The sequence below is a fragment of the Providencia alcalifaciens genome (assembly GCF_915403165.1).
Taxonomy (GTDB): Bacteria; Pseudomonadota; Gammaproteobacteria; order Enterobacterales; family Enterobacteriaceae; genus Providencia; species Providencia alcalifaciens_C.
Genome location: NZ_OU659204.1, coordinates 1,809,084 through 1,834,528, shown reverse-complemented (window position 1 = coordinate 1,834,528; position 25,445 = coordinate 1,809,084). Strand labels below are relative to the sequence as shown.

Genomic DNA, 25,445 nt, shown 5'->3' with positions numbered 1-25,445 from the left:
GAGAGGAAAATTAAGTGAAGTCATTAGGTTTAATATAATTGAATAAAACCTAATGACTTCGTTGACAATATGCCTTTGTTGAGCAAATTATCTGTTACGACATTTTAATCAGCACCATACCGATAAGCAGGAAGACTAGCCCACCCCAGCCTTTATAGTTTAGGCGTTGATTAAACAGGATCCAACCGGCAGCGACTGTGGCAATTAAACCGAATGCTCCCCATAACGCATAAGCGACTGACAGTTCTATTCCCTTTACTGCCTGTGCCAGTGCACTAAATGCCCCTAATACAGCGACGAGAGACAAAATTCCTAACCAATAACGTCTAAAACCATCCGACATTTTTAAAAATACGTTGGCAAGAATTTCCAGTACCACTGCGAGGATCAGAAATGCCGCATGCCACCATTCAAATTGATTGGCCATATTACACCTCCGATTTAGCGGTATTTGTCACTAAAGCTCGGGCTTTGGCGGAATCAACCGCGTTTTTTGCTGCTTGTTTTACTTTCTGAGCTGACTGGCTAACAGTCGCTTTTTTGGTGCCTGATTTGATCAATGCAATACCCGTGATCAGAAAAACTAATCCACCGACTTTCATCGGTGACAGCGATTCTCCAAACCACAATACGCTGAACGCCGTAATTAACAGAACACCAACACCTTCCCACATGGCATAAGCAACACCCAATGCCACTTTTTTTACCGCGACTGCCAGTAAAATATAGGAAGTCGCAATCATCACATACATCACTGCCATACCAGTGAAATCACCGCTTACACTGGCATGTTTCATTGATAACGTACCAATGACCTCAGTCACGATAGCTAATGCTAAAAATATCCAATAAATCATTATAGTATCCCTCTAGATACAGCTTCGCCATAGCCTGTTTTTTGAACAAGATAGAAAGGCAATTAGCTTAGTGCTTAAGCTTTAAGCTGTTTAAAATTCAAATAAAAACAAAAGAATGCTGATTTTATTCAGCGAATTGAATAATCTAGAAGGACGCTATAATGCGCCACACCAGTGATGCTCACTGGAAAGAATAGCGGAAAGGAAAAGCTTGTGTGTTGATCTTCTTTGGGACTTACTGATCTTTATGCTAGTCACGCTAAGCATGATATCTCATTCATTTCATCGGATGGACATCCATCCAAGTTACTCCGAACCCTCATATAATTGTTAGTTTCAAGCTATTTCTACCATGCCAAAATTATTAAGTCAATGAATGCAAACACTTTTTGAATTCATCACATATATGCATAAATATTCATTAATATGCTAAGCAACACAGTCGCAGCGTCTATTTTGCGAATAATTCCGTTACTTTTTTCGCATTTATTTTTAGAAGATCTAAGCAAAAAAATTTTTATCGCCCTTTTTTATGCTGTTACCATCCCATTCAATATGAATTTTTTCAGTTACCATTGACAATCAACGCCAACACGCTTCTTATCGTGTTATCCGTTAGAAAATAGCAATAATGAACACCAATAAGAGAGAGTCATGGATACCTTTACGCTAACGTCAAATAGCTTTCAAAACGCCGCCGATGCCACCCCGCTTCCTTATGATGTCGTCTCCATTCAATCACAAGTTGTGTATGGCAGTGTGGGTAATAGCATCGCTGTGCCGGCATTGACCAAACAGGGATTACGCGTTGCTGCGGTTCCCACCGTTATTCTAAGCAACACGCCTCACTATGCCACTTGTTATGGTGGGGAATTACCCGGTGAATGGTTTCGCGGTTATTTACAAGGCTTCGTCGAACGCGGCAGCTTAAACAGCGTTAAAGCCATTTTAACGGGTTATTTAGGTTCCCCAGATAAAGCTCACGATCTTGCAAATTGGCTTGTCTCAGTACGTGAGCAACACCCTAAAATGCCTGTCATTGTCGACCCTGTCATGGGTGATGAAGATAGTGGCTTTTATATTCCTCCAGCGATTGCTGATGTTTATCGTCATGAAGTCATCCCTCTCGCGACGGGGATTATCCCGAACAAATTTGAACTGTCCACACTCAGCGGGCAAGAAATCAACAATCTAGACGATGCCACCCGGGCGGCTCGCTCGTTGCTCAAAGGTCACACTCAGTGGGTCATTATTACAAGCGCTTTCCAACCTGATGAGGAAAGCATTGAAGTGGTTTGCGTGACTAAACAGGATGTCGCCGTTATTCGCCACAAACGTTACCCTGTCACGCCAAAAGGCACTGGCGACCTATTCGGCGCTGAGCTTACCGCTCAATTATTAGCCGGTTTATCGGTTCCTGATGCAGCTAAAATGGCGTGTTTGCGTATCGAACAAGGCATCATTCATATGGCGGCTACAGGTCGCAGTGAGTTAGTGCTTTAATTGAGAAGGTGCTTTATTAAATCAGCACATCATTAAACAAATGCGTTAGTCTGAATAATAATAGGTGGTTATCATGAATACTCTTCTCGATAACCATCACATTATTAAAGAAACATGTCACGATCCACGGCAGACTCTTCATTCAATAACACCATAATGAAGGGATTTAAAATGCCATTGACCTCCTGTTTTTCAAAACAAAAAACAACCCCAAATAACCCAACAATACGCCACTCAAGCATCAAATTGGTCGACCCAAAAATCATAAATGAATTAAATAGTTATCCGATGCTTAAAATCACAAACTCATCACTTTCATTTGAATTAAAACAGGACGGAAAAACGTTAGTATTTAATCAACGTGAAGTGAAATGGTTAGCAGAAATTTCTATGGCGGAAAGAATAAAAAAAGATAAAGAAGAAAGTATTAGCTAAAAAAATGGCGGGGATTCAGCCACCCCGCCATTTCATGGTTCTATTTTATAAAGATAAAATATTACTCAAACTCATTCCACGAACGACCATCGCGGGCAATCATTGCCACTGAAGCGATAGGGCCCCATGTTCCTGCTTGATATGGCTTAGGCGCGTCGTTATCCATTGCCCACGCTTCCATAATGGAATCTACCCACTTCCACGCTTCTTCCACTTCATCACGGCGTACAAACAATGCCTGAATACCACGCATAGCTTCTAATAATAAACGCTCGTAAGCATCCGCAAGATGCGTTTGGTTAAAGGTTTCGGAGAAGCTCAAGTCCAGTTTAGTGGTCTGTAAACGGTGTTTATGATCCAATCCTGGTGCCTTGTTCATAATTTCAATATCGATCCCTTCATCTGGCTGTAGACGAATGGTCAATTTGTTTTGTGGTAAATCTTGATAACTTTCAGAGAAAATATTCAGTGCCGGCTTTTTAAAATAGACCACAACTTCTGAACATTTTGCAGGTAAACGCTTACCGGTGCGCAAGTAGAATGGGACGCCTGCCCAGCGCCAATCATCAATATCCACACGCAAAGCCACAAAAGACTCCGTTTGGCTCTGCTTGTTCGCGCCTTCTTCTTCTAAGTAGCCCGGTACTTTCTTACCTTGCACAAAGCCCGCGGTATATTGACCGCGTACAGCTTTATCACGTACGTTTGTGTGGTCAATACGACGTAAAGAGCGCAACACTTTTACTTTTTCATCACGAATACGGTCAGTGGTTAAGTCTGCCGGCGGTGACATAGCGATCATTGTTAAGATCTGCAGTAAATGGTTTTGCACCATATCACGCATCTGACCAGCTTGGTCAAAGTAACCCCAACGACCTTCGATACCGACTTCTTCCGCAACGGTGATCTGCACATGATCAATGGTGCGATTATCCCAGTTATTAATAAACAGTGAGTTCGCAAAACGCAGTGCCAGTAAGTTTAAAACCGTTTCTTTGCCTAGGTAGTGGTCAATTCGGTAAACTTGGCTTTCATCGAAATATTTAGCCACTTCGTTGTTGATCTGCTGAGATGAAGCTAAGTCTGTTCCTAATGGTTTTTCCATTACCACGCGGTTAGGTTGCTTGTTCAGCCCTGCATGACCCAGCCCCTGGCACATTTCACCAAACGTGCTTGGTGGCATCGCGAAATAGTGGATAGCTGGTTGAGTGTCTTGTTTAAGCATATCGGCTAAACGGACGAAGTTATCGGTTTCACTGACATCTAAATTGCAGAAATCTAAACGTGCGCTTAAACGTTCCCACAGCGCCGGATCTAACTCTTCTTTCAAAAAGTCATTTAATGCTTTTTGCACAAATTCTACATAATCGTTCCGTTCCCATTGGGCACGACCAACGCCGATAATACGAGTATCTGGATGGATATAACCTGCTTTTTCCAATTGATACAGTGATGGAAGTAACTTGCGACGTGCTAGGTCACCTTTAGTGCCGAAAATAATCAGGTCACAAGCTTGAGCAGCATTATGTACCGCCATGTTGGTTCTCCTCAATCTGCGGAATTTAGAAACTATCTGATTAGAGCCCAGAAAAAACAAGGGCGTACTTCACTCTAATGAGATAGGTTCTGAATATCGTTTTTATAAAAATACAATCGGTTGCCTGCTAATGTACCCGTTTGCTACTGCTCAGTAAATATTGATGACGCTGGTCACAGTTTTTATGCTGAAAAATACAGCATACCCAGACAGCAATAAAATTTTTTATCACTGAATGCTTCCAGCTTTGTTGGAAAATCACGGTTTATGTAGTGAGTTTACTAAGTTGAAAATTAGATACGGGTCATATTTTCGTAAAAAAAGCCATTGGTTACGCTCAGTGCATAGATAGCTTACAGCCAACACGTAGTATATTTTCAGTCATATCTGGATGTTTCTGCCACCATACTCTGATGGCAGAAATATTTCTCCTTTTGCTGAAATAGGCACTTTTGCTATATGAATATTTTAGAACAAATGAAAACTAGCCTCGATTTTTTGAGTAAATCAGAAAAAAAAGTGGCGGAAGTCATTTTAGGTATGCCCCAAAGTGCTATTCATCTCAGTATAGCGGCGTTAGCCCAACTGGCTGACGTTAGCGAGCCTACCGTCAACCGATTTTGTCGAAAAATGGAAACCAAAGGGTTTCCTGACTTTAAATTAAAACTGGCTCAAAATCTTGCCAATGGCACGCCATACGTTAATCGCCATATTGAAGAGACTGACACCGTCAATACTTATACCCATAAGATTTTCGAGTCCGCGATGGCAGGGTTAGACAATGTCAAACATACCCTTGATACTCATGCCATTAATCGTGCTGTTGATTTACTCACTCAAGCTCGAAAAATCAGCTTTTTTGGGTTTGGTGCTTCTGCGGCAGTTGCCCACGATGCGATGAATAAATTTTTCCGTTTTAATATTCCAGTCATATACTTTGATGATATTGTCATGCAACGCATGAGCTGCATCAATAGTAGTGAGGGGGATGTGATTGTGTTGATTTCTCACACAGGACGCACAAAAGCCTTAGTCGATATGGCGCAACTCGCTCGCCATAATGATGCGACGGTCATCGCTATTACCTCAGAAGGTTCTCCTCTCGCCAAAGAAGCCAGCTTATCGATTATTATTGATGTCCCTGAAGATACGGATATGTACATGCCAATGGTCTCCAGAATGGCACAGCTTGCCGTCATTGATGTATTAACCACTGGATTTACTTTGCGTCGAGGCGAAAAATTTAGAGATAACTTGAAACGGGTCAAAGAAGCATTACGCGATTCGCGGTTTGATAATGTCTGAAAGATGGAAATGACAATGTTAAAAGAGGTTTCTTAATTCTACCGGGCCCAAAGAGTTTTTATTCTCCCGATGGCTTTAAGAAATTTGCTGTATATAATAGCTGTGCTCGTGTCAGCACCCCTATTTGCAGTAAATAGGTTTCGAAATGGAGTGAAATGGTTTCACTTATATTTGTACCATTACAGGTCACGGAGTAATACATGTCTAGACGGCTTAGAAGAACTAAAATTGTTACAACCCTTGGTCCAGCAACCGATCGTGATAATAATCTAGAAAAAATTATCAATGCTGGGGCTAACGTTGTTCGCCTTAACTTCTCTCACGGAACTCCTGAAGACCACATGGCTCGCGCAAATAAAGTGCGTGAGATTGCGGCTCGATTAGGGCGTCACGTCGCTATTCTTGGGGATCTACAAGGTCCGAAAATTCGTGTTTCTACTTTTAAAGACGGTAAAGTTTTCCTCAATATTGGTGATAAATTCACACTGGATGCCTCATTAGGTAAAGGTGAAGGCGACCAACATAAAGTGGGTATCGACTATAAAGGTCTGCCTGCTGACGTCGTACCGGGCGATATTCTCCTATTGGATGATGGTCGCGTGCAGTTAAAGGTTCGTGAAGTTCAAGGTTTACAAGTCTTCACCGAAGTGACTGTCGGTGGACAACTTTCCAACAATAAAGGCATCAATAAACTCGGTGGTGGCTTGTCCGCAGAAGCGCTAACAGAAAAAGACAAAGCCGACATTATTACCGCTGCTAAAATCAATGTGGATTTCTTAGCTGTCTCTTTCCCTCGTTCGGGGGAAGATCTGGATTATGCTCGCCGTTTAGCGCGTGATGCAGGCTGCGAATGCCAAATTGTCGCTAAAGTTGAACGCGCTGAAGCAGTCGCAACTGACGATATCATGGACGAAGTGATCCTTGCGTCTGATGTGGTGATGGTAGCCCGTGGTGACTTAGGGGTTGAGATTGGTGACCCTGAACTGGTTGCTGTGCAGAAGAAATTAATTCGTCGTTCCCGTCAATTGAACCGCGTGGTGATCACGGCAACTCAAATGATGGAATCCATGATCACCAACCCAATGCCAACCCGTGCAGAAGTGATGGACGTGGCAAACGCCGTCTTAGACGGAACCGATGCGGTGATGTTATCTGCGGAAACCGCGGCAGGACAATACCCAGCAGAAACAGTCGCCGCCATGGCGCAAGTCTGTTTTGGCGCGGAAAAAATGCCAGGTTTGAATATTTCGAAACACCGTCTAGACGCTGAATTCGAAAGTTCCGAAGATGCGATTGCAATGTCAACCATGTATGCCGCCAACCACCTCAAAGGTGTAAAAGCGATCATCGCGATGACCGAATCAGGTCGTACCGCACGTATCATGTCGCGCATTAGCTCTGGCTTGCCAATTTTTGCGATGTCTCGCCATGAAAAAACATTGAATCAATGTTCACTGTATCGTGGTGTCACCCCCGTATTTTGCAGCACGCATACTGATGGTATTGCGGCAGCAAGTGAAGCCATCGCACGTTTACGTGATAATGGCTACTTGATGGTTGGTGATACCGTTATCGTGACTCAAGGTGACCAAATGGGCACCATCGGCAGCACCAATACCTGCCGTATTTTAGTGGTTGAATGATAGCTTAGTAGTTGAATAATAGTTTAGTTATTCAATTTTTAGAGGGAGCTTAGGCTCCCTTTTAATTTGTCATCTCAATGATATTGCAGATTAAATTGCAGCGTTCCATCCGCCTTTCCCCCGCGTGTTTTCTCTGCGGTTTGAATATAGGCCGCTTCTAACGGAATGACATAGTGTTGAGCTTGATTTAAGCGGGAAACTTGCACTATTTGATTCAGTTTAATGGGCTTTCCTCTGTATTTAATTTGAATACCAAAGCCTTTCGCCGTTTCTTGATGATTCGGATTATTGAGTGCAATCGTTCCACCAAGCCCACTCGCGTCAGCTGTTCCCATAAAATGGATTTTTATTGGTGAAGACTCATCACATTCAAGCTCAATATTGAATCGTTTACGGCTATTCGCAACCGTCACCCCCACTCCATTTGCACCTGACTTCTCCACCTGACCAAACGCGACATTAACTACCCGATTTTTCATTTCGCATCCATTAGCAATCACATTAATCGGTGACAACCAAATTTTTGGTTCAAAATTTCCAAACGCATCCTGAGTAATAAATTTGTCATTAAATACAATAAACATCGCAGCACTGGTCGGTTGTAATAATTGACTATTCACTTGAGGGCGGATTTTATAGAATGCAGCTTTCAAGGTAACACTGTAATTGCCCCTTGATTCGCTACTTGGGCACAGCAAGCGATTCGCCGGGTTTCCATCACGGTTATTTTTACCATTTACATATCCTCTCGCTGAACATGGGCTATTAACTGAACCGTGTAATGCAAAGCCGATACCTGAAAGGCCAATTTCCTTAATGGAGCCGACCCCTGCAATCTGATAATGGTCATCAAATATACCGGGTAAATTAATCCCCACTCGCGTTGTCCCAGATTCATTCCACCATACCCATGGCGTATAGGTTCCCAACTCTATCGTCGCAATATGCGAGTTAACCGGCGCACTTTTAGGAACATACAACACTTGAGAGATAGGTACCGTGTAAGATGAAAATTCTGCTCGGTAGTCTGCGAGAAGTCTTGGTGAAAACAGCAACATGATGGCGTAGATGATACCGGAGATAACAAATTGTTTCATAAGCCCCCTTATTGGCAAATCCCTTCAATAAATTGGATATTTGGATTGCTCAAATCAACCTGAAGAGGCAATTGACACAGCTGCGTATGCGCCTCTCCCCACTTAACTTGAACAACGCTTTGCGCAGGAACACCGCTCAAGTAGACTTCTCCATCATTCGCGACAATACCCGATGAAACGATATTCTGCTGTGAGAGAATATTAACTTGGGTACCAAACCCGAGTAATTGGTTATTTTTCTTCAGTTTTAATACGACTCGCCCACCACGCTTCGCTTTGAGATCCACCAAAACAATTGCACCGCTTGTGGGAACAACGGCCGCTGAGTTCAATTCCACATCATCATTACCCTTTAACGTCGAGGTATCCACACTCACTTTATTGCGCTCATAGCGCGTTAACATGGGGATCACCGCATACCCTTGCCCATTGGTATGCAGTGAAGGCACGTTATTCACTTTCAAATGACCAATATCTTGAGCTTTAACCAATCCAATGGCATCTGAAAAAGTACGTGAAGCAGTCACCCCATCTTGGTGAAATAACAGCGACCCAGTCGCCGCCGCATGGGTAGTTTGATATTCAGGGGAGTAATCCCAGCCAGCGCCAAATTCACCGTAAGAGGTTAAGTAATTACCACGAATACCATGGCTGAATTGTTGAGTTTTATGATGATATTGTTGAGTGATGTCATATTGTAATTGATTGGAATTGAAAGCTGAGCCATTCAGGCTAAATGTACTGATTCCCCCGGCATTGCCGCTCGTGTTGTAGTTATAAACACTCCAATACGCATTTTCTTTCCAACGAAATGGCATACTGCAATTAAAGGAAAACAACCTATCCACCCTATGGGGATTATTTTGCTCAAAATGGGAATAGGAAAAACTGTAATTAATAGATTGATACTGAGAGCCAAAACTGACGGAAAGGGTATTATCGGAGCCTAGCTGCCCCCAATACTTTTGCTGATATCCATTAATGTTTAGAGATCCCCACTTCCCTAAAGTTTGGCTCAAAGAAATCTGTAACCGTTGTTTCTTTGATATTCGGTCAATGCTTATGACTGGAAAAAAAGCATGATTTACATCTGGCTCTAGCGTGTATTGAGCAGATAAATTCAGTCCCGTCGCTGTATTTTGAATATATTTGGTATATTGAAAACGGTAAGTTTGATCCGTCATCTTTGCATATTGCTGCCATTGTGCTTGTGAGTATGTCATATCCAGCGAAATACCCCCTAAATAACCTAAACTCCCCCCTGCTCCTAAAACATAAACTTGTTTATCTTCTGAGATAAACGCGCCACCTAATAACGACACGTTGCCATAATTCGCTAAATTGATTGGCAGACCATAGATCCCAGAGAATTGGATAAAATAAGGTTGTTCTATCCCTTTCTCTTCCCGATATTTTCCAAGTTCGATGCTGTATTTTAATGAACCTTTCCTTTGCATGATGGGAGCATTGGAAAAAGGTTGGATAAATGTTCTTGTTGACCCATTTGCTTCGGTGACCATAACCTGTAGATCCCCACTGAACGATGTAGGATAAAGGTCATTCAATACGAATTCCCCAGCAGGTACCGATGTTTGATAAATAATCTGACCATTTTGACGAACAGTGACCACCGCATTGGTATTTGCAACACCATTAACGACAGGAGCAAATCCACGGCGACTTTGCGGTAACATGCTTTCTTCCGACATTAGCTTGATACCGCGATATTGAAAAGCATCCATAATCCCGTTATCAGACGCGGTTTCTCCAATAATTAAATGACTTTTAAAATCTCGAATATCCCGTTCTAAGAAGGTTTGCAAACTATGCAAAATGGCTTTTTCATTCGTGTCATTGTAATAACTGTGATTACGTAGCCGCCAAGCCCCCCAGTTAATCCCATTTCGTAAACCTACATAAGTATTTTGTTGGCTGTTTGGGCTTCCCCAAGCTCGGTTAAACCGTGCTGAATAGTTAATAAACATTCCGTTGATCCCATCATCCCATTCAGCGATATCAATATAGCCTCGGCTCGCCATTTCCATAGCAATTTGAGGAATGCTAATATCCAATCGATTTGAAAAGAAATCATGGTGAATGTCACTACCATCAATTGAGTGCTTTATATCTAAAAATTTGTCGGTTGAAGAGATTTCATTTTCTTGTAATAACATTGAAGGTTTAACTCCCCAACTCATTAACTGTTCTTTTGTTATCTTAGGTTTTAGCTTTTGATCTTCATCATCGTAAATAAATTCAACCAACTCATCTGCAACTTTATTTCCATTAATATAAATATTGACCTGATAACGGCCAGGAGGTTGTCCTTCTGCTTTAGAGAGATAATTTAGTAATAAAGGGTCAGATAACTGATTTTCAATTCCTGTATTAATGGCATTGATGTCAAATATTTCTCTCGCACAGAGACTTGATGAAAACCCAACTGAGGAAAAAAACGCAATATTAATGAAAATAATTTTTTTACTATAAAACCAAAACTTGATTAAATGGTGTGTTTCCATACACTAGCTCTTTGTTATTTTCTTTTCCACAATAGCGCCATAGTCATTAATAAATTCGACAGTAACTGCATGCACTTTACCCATCTTTTCTTTTAAAATATAATCATCTACCCATGGGTAGACCATTTTCATTCCTTTCACGGACTCTCCATCAATTAAAATACTTTTAATTGACAAATGATATGGTGTTTTATTGTTAATTTTTATTCCATCATGCTTTTTTGTTAATGTTATATTTTTAAAATCCAATGGTTCAATATCTTTTGAACGTAGAAAAAGTTTAAATTGAGAATTAATAATAATTTGTAATTCATTTTCAATACTCTCATCTTTAGGAGGTATTGACTTTATATTTAATAGAAATATTTTTTCCTGATTAGGTGAAAGAGGCTGACCTAAATATGCAATTCTTGCCGCCCCGTAACTTTTCGGCTCAACACGGAATAAAGCAGGAGTTGCAATAAATGGCGATTTAATATCTTCATTAAATCCTGTCACCCAACTTTGGATTAAAAAAGGTTTTTTTTCATTACTATTAAAGATTGGAATTGAAATATCCCGCTTATTATCCATATAAACAAAACGGGTTCCTCCTACACTGATCCCAGAGGCTGATGCCAAAGAAACAAAGCAGAGAAGAAATAAAGCAATGGAGTAAATTATTTTCATATAAATTCCAACATAAAATAAGTATGGGTGACAAACGTCACCCAACATATTATCGATATTGAATACTATAAACTGCGCTACTATTCGCTTGCCCCGCCGTTGCTGCACCTGTTGCTTTAAATGCTGCAACATACTCTAACTCTGCTGACTTTCCATCTAAAGCAACCTCTTTAGCATCTTCATACAGTTTTATCGGGGTAACTGCATTTTTTTCATATAATGCAATACCGATATTTTTTGCCATTCCATTGCCTTCATGTAATGCAAGAATATTATGATCGACTGCATCACGAGTTCCAGCAAAATTAACCGTGACTTTGGAATCATCAGGGCAATCTACTAACTTAATAATGAAATTAGTTACCCCAGCAATCTCGCCCTGTGAAGATAAACTTTTCGTTGATACGCGACCAAGATCAACATTTAAATTACGTGATTTGCTATCAACTGTACAAGCTTGCTCGGTAATCTCCCCTGTAAAGTTAATGACTCCTGAAGCAGATGCTGTCGATACTATGACCATCGATAAGCTTACGACTAATAAATGAAATTTTTTATTTAAAATACGCATGGTTTTTCCTATAAATAAAATGTATATTTTTTGATTTTAATTTACAAAAGAAATGTAACTTATATTTCTCGTTAGCCAGAAATATAACACTTCAACTTAATTAAGTTAATGAATGGTTATATTGAAATTTTCAAATTAAAATCAAAATTACTTATTAACTTTACAGGATGAATTTAAAACTGAAATTAATTAGTTTGTTAATCATTAAATAGGTAATTTATGACTATATTATTTATTACTGGTCCTTTATTTTTATACATGTAAAATTGATATTTTGTATTGTATATATCATTTTTAACCTCCTTCAATACATTACTATCCATCAACTCATGAACAATGTTTTTAGGAAGCCAAGAGTACCCTACTGAGTTTCTTATCAACTTAATGGCTATTTCAGTATTTGTAACTTTAACGATTTGATGGCTTTTTGTCTTTTCTTGAAATATGGAAGATAGCAAAATATGCGGTGTTATTTTTAACTTGCTTTCCATTTCATTTTGAGTACATCTTTGAAGATAATGATTAGGCTCTGTGACTAATATTGCATCCACTTCCCCCATGAATATTGGATTTAATGAACCTATATAATGATGAGAAATCAACAAATCAAATTCCTTGAATGAAAAAATCTCCTCCCTATTAAATGATTTTTTAGTTAATTCAACATCATAATCCTTTCTGCTTTTTATTAACACCCCAATTTTATTTAATAAATCATCACTGTTATACAATGAATCTATAACTATTTTTATTTTATTATTTATTTTCTTTGTTATGAGTTTGGCGGCTATTTCTAAAGCAATGGCTTTATTCGTCACTTCTCTTGATAATGCTAATAATGCCTCTCCTTGAGATGTCAAGACTGCACGCCTTTTTTCCACTACAAAAATTTCTATATCTAAAACTTGTTCTAGTTTGCTAATGGTATAGCTAATAGATGACTGTGTTTTATGTAATACCTCTGCTGCTTGAGCAAACCCACCATAGTCAACTACGGCTTGTAATGTAATCCATTGATCTAGTGTTGTTCTTGTTTTATCCATATTTTTCCAATCCATCGAATCCGCTATTTTTATTCCTCGAAGAATATAACAATGTATTTATAACCTCGCGTCTCCGTTTTACATTTTCAGTATTATTTATATAAAAAACAAAAGCCACGGATAATTATTACCGTGGCTTTTTATAATGCAGAAAAGATATCTAGCGATATAAATCCTTTCGCTGATAGGGTTCTATCTCGCCTTCCTTGCGCGTTTTCAAGAGCTTAAGGATCCACGTATATTGCTCTGGATTAGGTTCAACTAAAAACTCTAACTCCTCATTCATTCGACGTGCAATATAGTTATCATCTTGCCCATCAATATCATCCATTGGTTCACGAACATAAATATGCAATTGATGATTAACGTGATCGTACACCGGAAATAAAGGAACAATTTTCGCCTTACACACTTTCATCAATCGGCCAATTGCGGGTAAAGTCGCTTTGTATGTACCAAAAAAATCAACGAACTCACTATGCTCTTCCCCATGATCTTGATCGGGTAGATAAAAGCCCCAGTAACCTTGCCTAACCGATGCAATAAAAGGTTTAATTCCTGCTTCGCGGGAATGAAGCCGTCCACCAAAATGGTAACGCGCCTTATTCCATAAATAATCTGCAACGGGGTTTTTCTGGTGATGGAACATAGCGGCCATATTCTGCCCCATCGCAGCTAATAGCATGGCAGGAGCATCTACAGCCCAACCGTGAGGAACCATAAAAATCACATTGCTTTTCTGTTCCTGTAATTGGTCAATGATCTGTTTATTATGCCAGTGGGTACGCGCTAATGTACGCTCAGCACCACGTACACACAATTCAGCCAACATGACAAAAGACTGAGGTGCGGTTTCAAACATCCGGTCAACCAACTCTTCTCTTTGTTGCTCTTCCATATTAGGAAAACAATAGAGTAAGTTAATTTTCGCTCGACGACGAGCGCTCTTCGCTAATCGTCCAACCCATTTGCCTATTTTTGCAAGCATAGGATCTCGAACTTTAACGGGGATATAAGCAAGCGCAACAAAGAGTCCTGCACCTAACCAAACGCCCCAATATTTAGGTAATAAATAGGATTTATGAAACGTTGGCACATAGCCCTTTTTGCTGTCGGTATCTTGTTCTTTATTCATGTTATACCCAAGAAATCACGGCTATTTTGATAACCAAAAATGAATGAGTAAGAGCATTACAAAAAAAACTGGCAGACACAAGTATCTACCAGTTATTGGATGAAGAAACTGAAATGGTTATTTCAATTTAAGCTGAGATTTGGTCTCTTTGACCAGCTCTAAATACTCTTTACGCTCTTTACCTGTTAAACCACCTGAGCTTGGTAATTTAGCAGTTAGTGGATTGACGGCTTGCTGGTTAACCCACATTTCGAAATGGAGATGTGGGCCTGTAGAACGTCCAGTATTACCCGATAACGCAATACGGTCACCACGCTTCACTTTTTGTCCTGGTTTCACCAGCAATTGACGTAAATGCATATAACGCGTCGTATATTGGCGACCATGGCGAATAGCAATAAAGTTTCCTGCTGCGCCGCTGTATTTCGCCACAATCACTTCGCCATCACCAACAGCTAATACAGGCGTACCCACCGGCATTGAGAAATCGACCCCTTTATGTGGTGCAACACGACCCGTTACAGGGTTAACGCGACGTGGATTGAAGTGCGATGAAACTCTGAACTGTTTAACCGTTGGGAAACGCAAGAAACCGCGTTCTAAACCATTACCTTCACTGTCATAATAGCGACCGTCTTCAGCACGGAAAGCGTAGTAATTTTTACCGCCAGACTGTAAACGCACACCAACTAGTTGGCTCTGTTCATGAGTCCCGTTGAGCATCTCGCGGCCCATTAAAACGGTAAACTTATCGCCTTTTTTCAGCTTGTTAAAGTCCACCTGCCACTGTAATGCTTTGGTAACTTCACGGCCTTCTGTACGAGTCAACCCGGCTTTCTTCGTGCTTTGAGCAAACGTTCCGTCGATAGAACCGGTCATCACGCTGTTTGTCCAATCTCCTTTACGGATCTCTTTCACTTCCTCAAATTTGTTGGTTACCCCAACACGTTTGAAGATGCGCGTTTCACGGCGAGAAACATCCCACGTTAAGGACTCTAACTCGCCATCCGCATTCAATGTCCAGCTAAGGGTTTGACCGATTTTTAAGTTACGTAATGATTTATGTTGATTTGAAAGTGTCGCAACATCACCAGCTTCAATACCAAACTGGGTCAAGATAGACGATAAGTTATCGCCACTGGAGACAACATATTCATGTGCGAGCGGTGTAGCATCCGCATCTGATGCATCGGTGTCGCTGTCTGCAACGCCTTCATCGGGTAACTGTTCGCTACTATCTTGAATTAAATCATCGCCCTCTGCTTCAATCACAGATTGAGAAAAAGGAATGACGGTATCAGGAGAACTGTCGCTTTCATGTGTGGTAGGGATATGCACAGGCCGCCAAATCGCGACGGCCATGGTGGCGACAGTAAGCGTGCTCAACACAATTTTATGAGTTTTGGACAAGCCATTAAATGCCTGCACAATACCACTTGCCATTTGCTGCACTTTAAACTATTCCTCTATGCTTAATTCAGGCAGCTTGCGTATTGTTCTGATAATTGAGTCAGAAACTTCATGTAGCTATCTGGTCCAATTGCCAGCCCACTACCAAGAGGGTCGAGAGTACCCATTTTGACTCCCGTATTTTTCGCTACGCTTTCAATAACCGCAGGTCTGAATTGTGGCTCAGCAAAAACACATTGCGCTTTATGCTCAACCAGTTGTGTTCGTATTTGATGCAATTTTTGGGCACCGGGCTGAATCTCAGGGTTTATCGTAAAATGCCCTAATGGAGCGAGCTGATAGTGTTTTTCAAAGTAGCCATAAGCATCGTGAAAAACAAAATACCCTTTATTTTGAGCCGGTTTTAAAATACTAGCAATTTTCTTATTGTTTTGCGCCATGTTTTCTTTGAATTTACGAAGGTTTACGTCCAGCTTATCTTTCTGAGCAGGATAAATCTCTACTAAACGCGCGTAAATGTCATCGGCTGCCAAATTTGCAATATCTGGAGATAACCAGATGTGCATATTATACTCACCATGGTGATGATGATCGTGATCCGCATCATGGTTAGGTTCATCGGCATGTTGATGGCTATCTTCCTCCTCATGGTTTTCAGCCATTAATAAGTTATGAATATTTTTCTGCTCAGCCAATGCTAGACGTTTATTCTGGTCTAACACATTGATTGGCTTCTCTAAAAACATTTCTAATTCAGGCCCAACCCAAACAAACAAATCAGCCTGTTTTATCTTTTTTAAATCCGAAGGTTTCAGTGCATAATCATGTGGCGAAGCGCCATCAGGAAGTAAAACTTGTGTATCAGTGACACCATCAGCGATCCCCGCAGCAATGAAGGCTAAAGGTCGAATTGATGTGACGACATCAGCGTTGGCTATTGGCAACATCGATGCTGTTAAAACTGAGGCTAACGTAGCTTTGCAGATGAATTTACGGGTAATAAGTTTCGATTTGTGTATCATGAACATTTTCCGTGATCTTAAAATTGAAATGTTATAATATAACACAACTTGATTTCTGCAAGATGTTTTCATATGCAACCACTACTATCTTTAAATAAAATCTCAGTCTCATTTGGCGATAAACCCGTATTAAAGGATGTCACTTTTGCACTTAACAAAGGTGATATCGTGACGTTATTGGGGCCTAATGGTGCCGGCAAATCCACAATTGTTCGCGTGGTATTGGGGCTATTGGCTCCCACATCAGGCACGATCAGCAGAGCCTCATCACTCTCTATTGGTTATGTTCCACAAAAACTGCATTTAGATACCACCCTACCTCTAACCGTGAAGCGGTTTATGATGTTAAAGCAAGGTGTCCGTACGGAACATTTATTACCCGCCCTTGAACGAGTTAAAGCCACGCATCTTATTGATCAGCCAATGCAGAAACTCTCAGGTGGTGAAACCCAGCGCGTTCTGCTTGCGCGTGCATTGCTTAATAAACCTGATTTGTTGGTTCTCGATGAACCGGCCCAAGGCGTCGATATTAATGGTCAAGTTGCGTTGTATGACTTAATTAATCAATTAAGAACTGAACTCGGTTGCGCAGTTCTCATGGTCTCTCATGACCTGCATTTAGTCATGGCAAAAACAGACCAAGTTTTATGTATTAACGGGCATATTTGTTGCTCTGGTACCCCTGACGTTGTCTCTAATCACCCTGAATTCGTCGCTATGTTTGGCTATCGGGGTGCACAGCAACTGGGGGTTTACCGTCATCAACATAATCACCAACATGATTTAGAAGGTAATGTGATTACATCCCACCAACACAGCAAGGATTGCCATCATGATTGAGTTGCTACTACCTGGTTGGATCGCAGGTATGTTACTCGCTATAGCAGCCGGCCCCTTGGGATCATTCGTGGTTTGGCGTCGTATGTCCTATTTTGGTGACACGCTCGCCCACGCCTCTTTATTAGGCGTTGCATTCGGTTTGTTACTGAACATTAATCCTTTTTATGCCGTTATTGCGGTCACGCTACTATTAGCCTTTATTCTTGTTTGGCTGGAAAAGCGACCTCAACTCGCCGTCGATACGTTACTCGGCATTATGGCTCACAGCTCCCTCTCTTTAGGGCTTGTCGTCGTCAGCCTAATGGCGAATGTCCGCGTCGACCTGATGGCCTATCTATTTGGTGATTTGTTATCCGTAACATATGAAGACATTATAACGATTCTAATCGGTGTAGTTGTCGTTTGCGGGTTGCTTTTTTATCGATGGCGGGCGCTTTTATCGATGACTGTCAGCTCAGAGCTGGCTTTTGTGGATGGTATTAACCTACAGCGCTCTCGCTTATTGTTGATGATGGTCACGGCATTAACAATCGGGATTGCCATGAAATTCGTGGGCGCGCTTATCATTACCTCTTTACTGATCATTCCTGCTGCCACCGCTCGACGTTTTGCTAAAACCCCAGAACAAATGGCACTTACTGCCATTGGGATTGGCATGATTTCCGTCACCGGCGGATTAACCCTATCGGCATTTTACGACACTCCGGCAGGTCCATCCGTGGTACTAACTTCTGCCATTTTATTTATTCTAAGTTTGTGCGTAAAAACGAAAAACTAGTTGTATAAAAAAATGCCTGAATAAAACCGTATCTGGGTAAAAAACAAATAGAAAACCCGCTTTATGCGGGTTCCAATAAAATTCAATGATACGTATTATTCAGTACTCTTTTTACCGTTATTCACGGGGGTTTCTACATCACCGGCACTATCATTTATAAATCTACCAACACAATCCATAAATTGATTAACTTTTACTTTGAATCCTTCATCTGAATATTTTGGATCATTTAACTTATCTTTTGGAACATTCACGTTTAAGTCCCCATGAAATTTCTTGTTTAAGTCAATTTCACCCTCGATACTCACCCAATATGTTGATCCCTCAGGTAGATATCGAGAACAACTTTCAATGGTTTCCTTATTGGTAAGAGCTTTGGTATTTTTTGCGCAACCAGAAACAACAGTCGCAAATAAGAGTACTGTGAGCGCAAATGTGTAAGAAGATTTATTCACGTGACCTATCCTAATATACTAAGAAACACTGCATGATAATAAAAATCATTTTCAATGTCTGTGTTTTTAAAACTCACTACATATATTCTCAATAACATTTTGCTGACTAAATAATGATGATTTCTCAATTTAGTGAAATCTAGATACAAAAAAACCCAGTAATTGTGGCTAAATTGCTGGGTTCATTTCATTTGAAATACGTATGATATTATTTAAATCATACGCATCTATATATCAATCAAGCGTTTAAAAACTAAACTTCTTTCGGCTTTAACCCAAAGTGAGAATAAGCGTGGGCTGTTGCCATACGCCCTCTTGGCGTTCTCTGGATAAACCCTTGCTGGATAAGATAAGGCTCAAGCACATCTTCGATGGTCTCGCGCTCCTCTCCAATTGCTGCTGCAAGGTTATCAACACCCACCGGCCCGCCCATAAACTTATCAATGATGGCCACCAGCAATTTACGATCAAGATAATCAAAACCGGCCGCATCCACATTCAACATATCAAGCGCTTGGTTTGCAATAGACTCATCAATACTGCCATTACCTTTCACTTGTGCAAAGTCACGCACGCGCCGTAATAAACGGTTAGTAATCCGTGGAGTACCCCGAGAGCGCATCGCCACCTGTAAAGCCCCTTCTTCCGTGATATCCAGCCCCATATACTGAGCGCTACGCTTCACGATATGTTGCAAATCATCAACTTGGTAAAACTCTAGCCGTTGTACAATTCCAAAGCGATCACGCAATGGCGAAGTTAAGGAGCCAGCTCGCGTAGTGGCACCGATCAGCGTGAATGGCGGTAAATCGATTTTAATGGAACGTGCCGCAGGGCCTTCACCAATCATAATATCTAATTGATAGTCTTCCATGGCAGGATACAAAATCTCTTCGACTACGGGTGAAAGGCGATGAATTTCATCAATAAACAGGACATCGTGGGGTTCAAGGTTAGTCAGCATTGCAGCCAAATCTCCGGCCTTTTCTAACACAGGCCCTGACGTTGTCCGCAAATTCACCCCAAGTTCATTGGCGACAATGCCCGCTAATGTGGTTTTTCCTAACCCTGGAGGCCCAAAAATTAACAGATGATCAAGCGCATCACCCCGCATTTTGGCTGCCTGAATAAATATTTCCATTTGATGCTTAACTTGCGGTTGCCCAATATACTCATCCAGTAATTTAGGGCGGATCGCGCGATCAATGGCTTCTTCTTCAGAGTGCAGCACTTCAGCAGTAATTAGGCGATCAGCTTCAATCATCGTATTAATCTCTCAATTAAAGTGCTGCGCGTAAGGCATCACGGATCAGGGTTTCAGAATCGCTATCAGGTTTCGCGACCTTACTCACCATACGGCTAGCTTCTTGCGGTTTATATCCCAGCGCAATCAAGGCTGCAGCAGCTTCGGCTTCAATATCTGCTTGGCTTGGCCCTTTGCTCTTCACGCTTGGTAAATCAATATCGCTCGCTGGGTTGAAAAGATCCCCATTCAGGCCTTTGAAGCGGTCTTTCATTTCGACCACTAAACGCTCGGCGGTTTTCTTACCAATACCCGGCAATTTCACCAGAGAAGAAATCGCTTCTTGCTCAATAGCAGACACAAATTGCTGAGCCGACATACCGGATAAAATCGCGAGTGCCAGTTTAGGGCCGACACCATTAACTTTAATCAGCTCTTTAAATAGTGCGCGCTCTTGTTTGTCATTGAAACCATACAGTAATTGAGCATCTTCGCGCACCACAAAATGGGTGAAAACAATAGCTTCTTGACCAATTTCAGGTAATTCATAGAAACAGGTCATTGGCATATGAACTTCATAGCCAACACCTTGTAGCTCAAGTAACACAATGGGTGGTTGCTTTTCTAATACGATGCCACGTAAACGACCTATCACACTGAACCCCTTAAATTTGATTAGCGTCTTAAATTTTTACTCTGCTGTTTATACCACAAAAAATGCTGGATGCATATCCAGTCTTCATCTTAATCTTCCGCGGGTTAACACTAAACGCGGATCTCCCACTTTCAGCAGGTTTTGATTAAAATGGCAATGCGTGATGGCAATTGCCAGCGCATCCGCGGCATCCGCTTGGGGGCTAGCCGATAATTTTAGAATTGATTTCACCATATGTTGGACTTGGCTTTTTTCTGCAGCTCCCGTCCCCACAACGGTTTGCTTGACTTGACGAGCTGCATACTCAAAGACTGGAATATTTTGGTTAGCGGCGGCGACAATTGCCACGCCACGCGCTTGTCCGAGTTTCAGAGCCGAGTCTGCATTCTTCGCCATAAAGACTTGTTCAATGGATAAAACATCCGGTTGGTACTGGGTGATAATTTCCGAGACTCCCGCATAGATACGCTGCAGACGGCTTGGTAAATCATCAACTTGAGTGCGAATACACCCACTTCCGAGATAGAGTAATTGCCGACCTTGTTGGCGAATAACACCGTATCCTGTGATCCGTGAACCAGGGTCGATACCCAGAATAATCGCCATATAAAACCTATAGTTGCCCTTTATTAATTTTCATATCATCTTATCCCCATCTAATGACAGCCACAATGGCAACAAAGGAATATCACCGTTTCCACCGTAATCTCAGTGTAAATAGCATTCCTACCATCATAAATATAGCAAATAAAAGAGAAGGTGAAGATGGGAGAGGCGTTAGAGAAAACAGGCTGGACACAGCCCGCTTTCTCTACGCAGACATCGTCTTAATTACAGTTGCTCAGCAACCTCATCAGAGATATCACCGTTATGATAAACTTCTTGGACGTCGTCTGAATCTTCTAACATGTCGATCAGGCGCATTAACTTTGGTGCCGTTTCAACATCAAGTTCTGCCGTAATCGATGGGATCATAGAAACTTCAGCGGCTTCGCTAGTAAAACCAGCAGCATCTAATGCGTCTTTAACAGCACCAAACGTTTCAAAGGTGGTGTAAACATCTATTGCACCATCATCATACGTTTCAACGTCGTCAGCACCCGCTTCAAGTGCCGCTTCCATCAGCGCATCTTCATCCACACCCGGAGCGTAAGTGATCACACCACGTTTGGTGAACAAATAAGATACAGAACCATCAGTCCCTAAGTTACCGCCCGTTTTAGTAAATGCGTGGCGAACTTCAGATACGGTACGGTTACGGTTGTCACTTAAACATTCAACCATAACAGCTGTGCCGCCAGGGCCGTAGCCTTCATAAATGATGGTTTCCATATTATCGTTGTCATCATTACCCACTCCACGCGCAATCGCACGGTTTAATGTGTCGCGAGTCATGTTGTTTGATAATGCTTTATCCACAGCAGCACGCAAGCGTGGATTAGTTGCGACATCGCCGCCGCCTAAACGCGCTGCAGTGACCAGCTCACGAATAATTTTAGTAAAAATCTTACCGCGTTTTGCGTCTTGCGCCGCTTTACGGTGTTTGGTGTTGGCCCATTTACTATGACCTGCCATGAAATATCTCCAAAAACGTCAATAAAATAATTAAACAGCAAATTCTAAAATAGCCTGGCTGTTGCTCCACGATTTTGTCAACTCTGCCGCCTGTTTGGGCTCAAGCCAACAAAATTCAGTGTGTTCAGTCAGTAATGGCGTTTGTTCATCACTCAGCACCAATTTAAACCAATGTTCTTTACAGTGGGTTACATCCGGTGCATAACGATGCCTGAAATGCGGGAAAATTTCAAAGATGATACTTTTCGACAAATCATGTAACTGACTTGGTTGCGGGTTAAACCCCGTCTCTTCTTTGATTTCGCGAAGCGCTGCATCCGTAGCACTGGTTTCATGAAGTTCCAAACTTCCGGTCACTGATTGCCAGAAGTCGGGATCATCTTTACGCCGCATCATAAGCACCCGCCCCGTGTTTTCAGCCACCATAATGACTAATACCGATTCTGGGCGCTTATAGCTTTTCATTACTCTTCTTCTTTCGCCACAACTGCAATCGCTAACTCAGTCAGCGAATCAGGGTTTGCATGACTTGGTGCATTGGTCATTAAACATGCCGCTGCGGTGGTTTTCGGGAATGCAATAACATCACGGATGTTATCAGTACCCGTTAACAGCATCACTAAGCGGTCTAAACCAAATGCTAAACCTGCATGTGGCGGAGTACCGTATTTCAGTGCATCTAACAGGAAGCCGAACTTCTCACGTTGTTCTTCTTCATTGATACCTAAAATACCGAACACAGTTTGTTGCATTTCGCTACGGTGAATACGGACAGAACCGCCACCCACTTCGTAACCATTGATAACCATATCGTAGGCATTCGCAACGGTATCTTCAGGGTTTTTCGCCAGATCTTCCGGTGTGAAATCTTTTGGTGAAGTGAATGGGTGGTGCATTGCGGTTAAGCCGCCTTCGCCATTTTCTTCAAACATTGGGAAGTCGATAACCCACAGTGGCTGCCAGCTATTTAAGTTGGTCAGTTCGAAGTCACGACCCACTTTCAGGCGTAATGCGCCCATGGAGTCAGTCACCACATTTTTCGCACCCGCACCAAACAGAATGATATCGCCATCGGCTGCGCCAGTACGTTCAATAATTTGCTCGATAATTTCTAAGCTTAGGAACTTCGCAACTGGGCTTTGAATGCCTTCTAAGCCTTTCGCGCGTTCATTGATTTTCATCCACGCTAAGCCTTTCGCACCATAGATACCCACGAAATTACCGTATTCGTCAATTTGCTTACGGGTCATTGCTGCGCCACCGGGCACTTTCAGTGCTGCAACACGACCTTTCGGATCATTTGCTGGGCCTGCAAACACTGCAAATTCAACATCTTTAACGATATCAGCAACATCAACCAGTTCCATTGGGTTACGCAGGTCTGGTTTATCTGAACCGTAACGACGCATCGCTTCTGCGAAGGTCATGATTGGGAAATCGCCTAAATCAACGCCTTTCACGTCAAGCCACAAATTACGAATCATACGCTCCATCACTTCGCGAACTTGTTCCGCGCTCATGAACGAGGTTTCCACATCGATTTGGGTAAACTCAGGTTGACGGTCAGCACGTAAATCTTCGTCACGGAAGCATTTTACGATTTGATAGTAACGATCAAAGCCAGACATCATCAGCAGCTGTTTGAACAGTTGAGGGGATTGTGGCAATGCATAGAATTTGCCTTTATGAACTCGGCTTGGTACTAAGTAGTCACGCGCCCCTTCTGGCGTCGCTTTGGTTAGCATTGGCGTTTCAACGTCCATAAAGCCTTCTTTGTCCATAAAGCTACGAACAAAACTGGTGATTTTCGCACGAGTACGCAGACGATTTGCCATCTCCGGGCGGCGTAAATCTAAATAGCGGTATTTTAAACGACGCTCTTCTGTGTTGGTTTGGTTGCTGTCTAACGGCAGAGGTTCAGATTTGTTAAAGACTTCCAGACCTTCAGCAAAGATTTCAATTTCACCCGTTGCCATGTCTGCGTTTTTCTGGCTATCTGGGCGCGCACGTACCGTACCTGTGATTTGGATGCAGAACTCGTTACGCAGTTCTGACGCTTTCTCAAATATGTCTTTACGCTCTGGATCGAAGAAAACTTGAACGATGCCTTCACGGTCACGCATATCGATAAAAATCAAACCACCTAAGTCACGACGGCGGTTTACCCATCCACAAAGAGTGACCTTCTGGCCTTCATGAGCGATGTTTAATTGCCCACAATAATTAGTACGCATACTCTATCCTTTTACTCAGCTTGTTGTTTACCCAGCGTAATTTATTTACTCAGCATACTGTGCTTTGGTTTGCTGCGGGAATTTGGCATTTTGCTGAACCCATTTGCTAAACGGCATGTTTACGAAACCAATAGTTTGCGAAACCGACTGTTTATGAAGCCGACTGTTTATAATACGAATCGCTTATAAAACCGATCGCTTAGAAACACTGAGCTGAAAATTCAGAATGTCAAAAAAGGCAGACATTATATAGGAAATTCTGTTAGACAAACAGTTTGCTATATAGCTTAACTGCGAAATTGATACAAAAAAACCATCTCCAATCAATAAAAATGCTTCTTATCTATCAAAACGTTCTTAACTAATCTAAGAAAAATCGTTCACCTAATTGATGATTAAAATTTGATTGTTTATTAGATCATAATTTTTTTGGGAATTATTACCCGTCTCATTTTGCTATAATTACTCATATTCAGACACTTTTGCCTGAAACTAGAGGAACCTTTATGAAAAAAATTCTACTCGCATCATCCCTTTTTGTTCTGCTTGCAGGATGCCAAAACGGAAATAATACCAATACGATGAAGCCCACCAACAGCAACAATAAAATCTTTTATATCGACTCCTCTCTGGCTGATTGTGTCGGCGTTGCGCCTATGAAATGCATGAAAGTCAAAGAAAAACCAACTGATGATTGGCAATATTTTTACTCATCCATTCAAGGATTCAGCTATGAACCGGGCTATAACTACGTGCTAGAGGTTCAACAATTTGATGTGCCTAACCCACCCGCTGATGCCCCAAGCATCCGTTATGAGTTAGTCAAAGTTATCGAGAAAAAATAATGTCGACGCAGGTGTAAAACCACCTGCTCTTTTCTATGACTGACCGCAAGCTACAACAGGTTAAGGCAAAA

General features: G+C 41.7%; 25 protein-coding genes. 7 read left to right on the top strand and 18 right to left on the bottom strand.

What is annotated here, in order from left to right:
* Nucleotides 1-94: 94 nt before the first annotated feature.
* Together mdtI and mdtJ are read right to left on the bottom strand one after the other, a co-directional pair.
* Nucleotides 95-427: a multidrug/spermidine efflux SMR transporter subunit MdtI gene (gene mdtI / locus LDO73_RS08480; RefSeq protein ID WP_224061015.1), complete on the bottom strand. Its 333-nt coding sequence runs from the start codon at nt 425-427 to the stop codon at nt 95-97.
* Between the two features lies 1 nt (nt 428).
* Complete coding sequence (gene mdtJ / locus LDO73_RS08475) at nt 429-857, bottom strand: multidrug/spermidine efflux SMR transporter subunit MdtJ (RefSeq protein WP_224061014.1); 429 nt, start codon at nt 855-857, stop codon at nt 429-431.
* A 654-nt stretch (nt 858-1,511) separates the two neighbouring features.
* On the opposite strand from mdtJ, the gene pdxK reads away from it, so the two are divergent.
* Together pdxK and LDO73_RS08465 are read left to right on the top strand one after the other, a co-directional pair.
* The gene (gene pdxK / locus LDO73_RS08470; protein ID WP_224061013.1) at nt 1,512-2,360 is read left to right on the top strand and encodes a pyridoxine/pyridoxal/pyridoxamine kinase; all 849 of its coding nucleotides are present in this window, start codon (nt 1,512-1,514) and stop codon (nt 2,358-2,360) included.
* 171 nt (nt 2,361-2,531) lie between these two features.
* On the top strand, nt 2,532-2,795 hold the full coding sequence (locus LDO73_RS08465; RefSeq protein ID WP_224061012.1) for a hypothetical protein: 264 nt from the start codon (nt 2,532-2,534) through the stop codon (nt 2,793-2,795).
* 61 nt (nt 2,796-2,856) lie between these two features.
* Here LDO73_RS08465 and zwf read toward each other — a convergent pair whose 3' ends face one another.
* Nucleotides 2,857-4,332 carry a glucose-6-phosphate dehydrogenase gene (gene zwf / locus LDO73_RS08460; RefSeq protein ID WP_224061011.1) on the bottom strand — a complete coding sequence of 492 codons (1,476 nt, stop codon included), beginning with the start codon at nt 4,330-4,332 and terminating at the stop codon, nt 2,857-2,859.
* A gap of 459 nt (nt 4,333-4,791) precedes the next feature.
* On the opposite strand from zwf, the gene LDO73_RS08455 reads away from it, so the two are divergent.
* Complete coding sequence (locus LDO73_RS08455) at nt 4,792-5,637, top strand: MurR/RpiR family transcriptional regulator (RefSeq protein WP_224061010.1); 846 nt, start codon at nt 4,792-4,794, stop codon at nt 5,635-5,637.
* 200 nt (nt 5,638-5,837) lie between these two features.
* Nucleotides 5,838-7,280: a pyruvate kinase gene (gene pyk / locus LDO73_RS08450; protein WP_006659933.1), complete on the top strand. Its 1,443-nt coding sequence runs from the start codon at nt 5,838-5,840 to the stop codon at nt 7,278-7,280.
* A gap of 74 nt (nt 7,281-7,354) precedes the next feature.
* On the opposite strand, the gene LDO73_RS18140 is transcribed toward pyk, so the two are convergent.
* The 8 genes from LDO73_RS18140 to znuA all read right to left on the bottom strand — a co-directional run bounded on the left by LDO73_RS18140 (nt 7,355) and on the right by znuA (nt 16,749).
* Nucleotides 7,355-8,377 (bottom strand): fimbrial protein, encoded by a 1,023-nt coding sequence (locus LDO73_RS18140; RefSeq protein WP_224061009.1) that lies wholly within the window; start codon nt 8,375-8,377, stop codon nt 7,355-7,357.
* Nucleotides 8,378-8,385: 8 nt separating this feature from the next.
* On the bottom strand, nt 8,386-10,899 hold the full coding sequence (locus tag LDO73_RS08440; RefSeq protein WP_224061008.1) for a fimbria/pilus outer membrane usher protein: 2,514 nt from the start codon (nt 10,897-10,899) through the stop codon (nt 8,386-8,388).
* A 3-nt stretch (nt 10,900-10,902) separates the two neighbouring features.
* Nucleotides 10,903-11,568 (bottom strand): fimbrial biogenesis chaperone, encoded by a 666-nt coding sequence (locus LDO73_RS08435; RefSeq protein ID WP_224061007.1) that lies wholly within the window; start codon nt 11,566-11,568, stop codon nt 10,903-10,905.
* A gap of 49 nt (nt 11,569-11,617) precedes the next feature.
* Nucleotides 11,618-12,139 carry a fimbrial protein gene (locus tag LDO73_RS08430; protein ID WP_224061006.1) on the bottom strand — a complete coding sequence of 174 codons (522 nt, stop codon included), beginning with the start codon at nt 12,137-12,139 and terminating at the stop codon, nt 11,618-11,620.
* 197 nt (nt 12,140-12,336) lie between these two features.
* The gene (locus LDO73_RS08425) at nt 12,337-13,197 is read right to left on the bottom strand and encodes a LysR family transcriptional regulator (RefSeq protein ID WP_224061005.1); all 861 of its coding nucleotides are present in this window, start codon (nt 13,195-13,197) and stop codon (nt 12,337-12,339) included.
* 145 nt (nt 13,198-13,342) lie between these two features.
* A complete protein-coding gene (gene lpxM / locus LDO73_RS08420; protein WP_224061004.1) occupies nt 13,343-14,317 on the bottom strand; it encodes a lauroyl-Kdo(2)-lipid IV(A) myristoyltransferase in 975 nt (324 codons plus the stop codon).
* Nucleotides 14,318-14,434: 117 nt separating this feature from the next.
* A complete protein-coding gene (gene mepM / locus LDO73_RS08415) occupies nt 14,435-15,760 on the bottom strand; it encodes a murein DD-endopeptidase MepM (protein ID WP_224061003.1) in 1,326 nt (441 codons plus the stop codon).
* A 29-nt stretch (nt 15,761-15,789) separates the two neighbouring features.
* Nucleotides 15,790-16,749 (bottom strand): zinc ABC transporter substrate-binding protein ZnuA, encoded by a 960-nt coding sequence (gene znuA / locus LDO73_RS08410; RefSeq protein ID WP_224061002.1) that lies wholly within the window; start codon nt 16,747-16,749, stop codon nt 15,790-15,792.
* A 72-nt stretch (nt 16,750-16,821) separates the two neighbouring features.
* Here znuA and znuC point away from each other — a divergent pair, with 72 nt between their 5' ends.
* The gene (gene znuC / locus LDO73_RS08405) at nt 16,822-17,589 is read left to right on the top strand and encodes a zinc ABC transporter ATP-binding protein ZnuC (RefSeq protein ID WP_154638204.1); all 768 of its coding nucleotides are present in this window, start codon (nt 16,822-16,824) and stop codon (nt 17,587-17,589) included.
* On the top strand, nt 17,582-18,367 hold the full coding sequence (gene znuB / locus LDO73_RS08400) for a zinc ABC transporter permease subunit ZnuB (RefSeq protein WP_224061001.1): 786 nt from the start codon (nt 17,582-17,584) through the stop codon (nt 18,365-18,367). The genes znuC and znuB overlap by 8 nt, the downstream gene beginning before the upstream one ends.
* A 95-nt stretch (nt 18,368-18,462) precedes the next feature.
* Here znuB and LDO73_RS08395 read toward each other — a convergent pair whose 3' ends face one another.
* The 7 genes from LDO73_RS08395 to aspS form a co-directional block, all read right to left on the bottom strand.
* A complete protein-coding gene (locus LDO73_RS08395) occupies nt 18,463-18,822 on the bottom strand; it encodes a hypothetical protein (RefSeq protein ID WP_224061000.1) in 360 nt (119 codons plus the stop codon).
* 253 nt (nt 18,823-19,075) lie between these two features.
* Nucleotides 19,076-20,086, bottom strand: coding sequence for a Holliday junction branch migration DNA helicase RuvB (ruvB, locus tag LDO73_RS08390; RefSeq protein ID WP_224060999.1), 1,011 nt, complete (start codon nt 20,084-20,086; stop codon nt 19,076-19,078).
* A gap of 16 nt (nt 20,087-20,102) precedes the next feature.
* Nucleotides 20,103-20,720, bottom strand: coding sequence for a Holliday junction branch migration protein RuvA (ruvA, locus tag LDO73_RS08385; protein WP_224060998.1), 618 nt, complete (start codon nt 20,718-20,720; stop codon nt 20,103-20,105).
* A gap of 84 nt (nt 20,721-20,804) precedes the next feature.
* A complete protein-coding gene (gene ruvC, locus LDO73_RS08380) occupies nt 20,805-21,326 on the bottom strand; it encodes a crossover junction endodeoxyribonuclease RuvC (protein ID WP_036948281.1) in 522 nt (173 codons plus the stop codon).
* Between the two features lie 225 nt (nt 21,327-21,551).
* The gene (locus LDO73_RS08375; RefSeq protein WP_224060997.1) at nt 21,552-22,295 is read right to left on the bottom strand and encodes a YebC/PmpR family DNA-binding transcriptional regulator; all 744 of its coding nucleotides are present in this window, start codon (nt 22,293-22,295) and stop codon (nt 21,552-21,554) included.
* Between the two features lie 30 nt (nt 22,296-22,325).
* The gene (gene nudB, locus LDO73_RS08370; RefSeq protein WP_224060996.1) at nt 22,326-22,760 is read right to left on the bottom strand and encodes a dihydroneopterin triphosphate diphosphatase; all 435 of its coding nucleotides are present in this window, start codon (nt 22,758-22,760) and stop codon (nt 22,326-22,328) included.
* A complete protein-coding gene (gene aspS / locus LDO73_RS08365; protein WP_224060995.1) occupies nt 22,760-24,529 on the bottom strand; it encodes an aspartate--tRNA ligase in 1,770 nt (589 codons plus the stop codon). Before aspS ends, nudB begins: the two co-directional genes overlap by 1 nt.
* Nucleotides 24,530-25,035: 506 nt before the next feature.
* Here aspS and LDO73_RS08360 point away from each other — a divergent pair.
* Nucleotides 25,036-25,374 carry a DUF4377 domain-containing protein gene (locus LDO73_RS08360; protein WP_224060994.1) on the top strand — a complete coding sequence of 113 codons (339 nt, stop codon included), beginning with the start codon at nt 25,036-25,038 and terminating at the stop codon, nt 25,372-25,374.
* Nucleotides 25,375-25,445: the final 71 nt, after the last annotated feature.

Excerpts from the sequence above, each read along its gene's own strand:
- mdtI (WP_224061015.1), bottom strand. The coding sequence starts at position 427 with ATGGCCAATCAATTTGAATGGTGGCATGCGGCATTTCTGATCCTCGCA.
- mdtJ (WP_224061014.1), bottom strand. The coding sequence starts at position 857 with ATGATTTATTGGATATTTTTAGCATTAGCTATCGTGACTGAGGTCATT.
- pdxK (WP_224061013.1), top strand. The coding sequence starts at position 1,512 with ATGGATACCTTTACGCTAACGTCAAATAGCTTTCAAAACGCCGCCGAT.
- LDO73_RS08465 (WP_224061012.1), top strand. The coding sequence starts at position 2,532 with ATGCCATTGACCTCCTGTTTTTCAAAACAAAAAACAACCCCAAATAAC.
- zwf (WP_224061011.1), bottom strand. The coding sequence starts at position 4,332 with ATGGCGGTACATAATGCTGCTCAAGCTTGTGACCTGATTATTTTCGGC.
- LDO73_RS08455 (WP_224061010.1), top strand. The coding sequence starts at position 4,792 with ATGAATATTTTAGAACAAATGAAAACTAGCCTCGATTTTTTGAGTAAA.
- pyk (WP_006659933.1), top strand. The coding sequence starts at position 5,838 with ATGTCTAGACGGCTTAGAAGAACTAAAATTGTTACAACCCTTGGTCCA.
- LDO73_RS18140 (WP_224061009.1), bottom strand. The coding sequence starts at position 8,377 with ATGAAACAATTTGTTATCTCCGGTATCATCTACGCCATCATGTTGCTG.
- LDO73_RS08440 (WP_224061008.1), bottom strand. The coding sequence starts at position 10,899 with ATGGAAACACACCATTTAATCAAGTTTTGGTTTTATAGTAAAAAAATT.
- LDO73_RS08435 (WP_224061007.1), bottom strand. The coding sequence starts at position 11,568 with ATGAAAATAATTTACTCCATTGCTTTATTTCTTCTCTGCTTTGTTTCT.
- LDO73_RS08430 (WP_224061006.1), bottom strand. The coding sequence starts at position 12,139 with ATGCGTATTTTAAATAAAAAATTTCATTTATTAGTCGTAAGCTTATCG.
- LDO73_RS08425 (WP_224061005.1), bottom strand. The coding sequence starts at position 13,197 with ATGGATTGGAAAAATATGGATAAAACAAGAACAACACTAGATCAATGG.
- lpxM (WP_224061004.1), bottom strand. The coding sequence starts at position 14,317 with ATGAATAAAGAACAAGATACCGACAGCAAAAAGGGCTATGTGCCAACG.
- mepM (WP_224061003.1), bottom strand. The coding sequence starts at position 15,760 with ATGGCAAGTGGTATTGTGCAGGCATTTAATGGCTTGTCCAAAACTCAT.
- znuA (WP_224061002.1), bottom strand. The coding sequence starts at position 16,749 with ATGATACACAAATCGAAACTTATTACCCGTAAATTCATCTGCAAAGCT.
- znuC (WP_154638204.1), top strand. The coding sequence starts at position 16,822 with ATGCAACCACTACTATCTTTAAATAAAATCTCAGTCTCATTTGGCGAT.
- znuB (WP_224061001.1), top strand. The coding sequence starts at position 17,582 with ATGATTGAGTTGCTACTACCTGGTTGGATCGCAGGTATGTTACTCGCT.
- ruvB (WP_224060999.1), bottom strand. The coding sequence starts at position 20,086 with ATGATTGAAGCTGATCGCCTAATTACTGCTGAAGTGCTGCACTCTGAA.
- ruvC (WP_036948281.1), bottom strand. The coding sequence starts at position 21,326 with ATGGCGATTATTCTGGGTATCGACCCTGGTTCACGGATCACAGGATAC.
- LDO73_RS08375 (WP_224060997.1), bottom strand. The coding sequence starts at position 22,295 with ATGGCAGGTCATAGTAAATGGGCCAACACCAAACACCGTAAAGCGGCG.
- nudB (WP_224060996.1), bottom strand. The coding sequence starts at position 22,760 with ATGAAAAGCTATAAGCGCCCAGAATCGGTATTAGTCATTATGGTGGCT.
- aspS (WP_224060995.1), bottom strand. The coding sequence starts at position 24,529 with ATGCGTACTAATTATTGTGGGCAATTAAACATCGCTCATGAAGGCCAG.
- LDO73_RS08360 (WP_224060994.1), top strand. The coding sequence starts at position 25,036 with ATGAAAAAAATTCTACTCGCATCATCCCTTTTTGTTCTGCTTGCAGGA.